Source organism: Lentzea kentuckyensis (assembly GCF_002150765.1).
Classification (GTDB): domain Bacteria; phylum Actinomycetota; class Actinomycetes; order Mycobacteriales; family Pseudonocardiaceae; genus Lentzea; species Lentzea kentuckyensis.
In genome coordinates, this window is record NZ_MUYM01000240.1 from 1 (window position 1) to 1448 (window position 1448).

At 69.5% G+C, this 1448-nt stretch carries 1 protein-coding gene and 1 pseudogene; both read right to left on the minus strand.

The features are described from left to right. On the minus strand, positions 1-473 hold a 473-nt coding region (folE, locus tag B0F77_RS46335), incomplete at its 3' end, for a GTP cyclohydrolase I (RefSeq protein ID WP_143467316.1). Then, positions 470-1448, minus strand: a pseudogene (locus B0F77_RS46340) (ATP-dependent zinc metalloprotease FtsH); the annotation flags it as partial. The gene folE and the pseudogene B0F77_RS46340, both read right to left, overlap by 4 nt.

Genomic DNA, 1448 nt, shown 5'->3' on the forward strand with positions numbered 1-1448 from the left:
CTGCGCACCAACGCGTCCGCGACCTGCGACGTCAGCCGTTCCTGCACCTGCGGCCGCTTCGAGTAGAGGTCGACGAGCCTGGCGAGCTTCGACAGGCCCGTCACGCGGCCCTGCTCGTTCGGGATGTACCCGACGTGCGCGACGCCGTGGAACGGCAGCAGGTGGTGCTCGCAGAAGCTGAACATCGGGATGTCCGTGACGAGGACGAGCTCCTCGTGGCTCTCGTCGAACGTCTTCGCCAGCACGCTGTCCGCGTCGGTGTAGAGACCCGCGAACAACTCCCGGTAAGCCCGCGCCACCCGTGCGGGTGTCTCGCGCAGGCCCTCGCGCTCCGGATCCTCACCGCACGCGATCAGCAGCTCGCGCACCGCTGCCTCCGCGCGTGGCTGGTCGAAGACCCGCCGCGCGGAGACGCCGGCCTCCCCGTTGCGGGTGAGGCCGGCGTCCACGTCGAGCTGGTTGGGCTCGGTCACTGCCGCTCGTCCTGGTCGGACTGCGGCTTCTTCGGCTCCCAGACGTTGTGCGGCTTGCCGCCGGGCACGGTCGCCGGGGTCCATCCGGGCGGGGCGCCGTAGTTCGGCGGACCCGACTGGTTGTTCGGCTGACCCGGCTGGTGCACGCCGTTCGACCCGTTCGGCGAGGGCAGCTCCTCGGTCGGCTCCGCAGCGGTGGGTTCCTCCTGCTGCAGCTCCTCCGCGATGGTGTCCTCGACGACCGGCGGCCACGGCTCGCCGCGTTCCTTGGCGAGCTCACCAGGAGTCTTGACCGGCGGGATGTCGGACGGCGTGCGGTCACCGAAGTCGTTGAACTGGGTGATCCGCGGCCGCTTCTCGACCCGCGCGAAGATCCGCTCCAGTTCCTTCTGGTGCAGGGTCTCCTTCTCGATCAGCTCGAGCGTGAGGTCGTCGAGGACGTCGCGGTAGGTGACGAGCACCTCGTACGCCTCGGTGTGCGCCGCCTCGATGAGCTTGCGCACCTCCTCGTCGATCTCGTGCGCGACCTCCAGCGAGTAGTCCGCCTGGCGACCGGCCGAGCGTCCGAGGAACGGCTCGCCCTGCTCCTGCCCGTACTTGACCGCGCCGAGCTTCGCGCTCATGCCGTACTCGGTGACCATCGCGCGGGCGATCTTGGTCGCCTGCTCGATGTCGTTGGACGCGCCGGTCGTGGGCTCGTGGAAGACGAGCTCCTCGGCCGAGCGGCCACCCAGTGCGAACACCAGCCGCGCGATCATCTCGGACCTGGTCATCAGGTCCTTGTCCTCTTCCGGCACCGAAAGGGTGTGACCACCCGTGCGGCCGCGGGCGAGGATCGTGACCTTGTAGACCGGGTCGATGTCCGGCATGGCCCACGCGGCCAGGGCGTGCCCGGCCTCGTGGTACGCGGTGATCTTCTTCTCCTTCTCGGAGATGATCCGGCTCTTGCGGGCCGGACCGCCGATCACGCGGTCC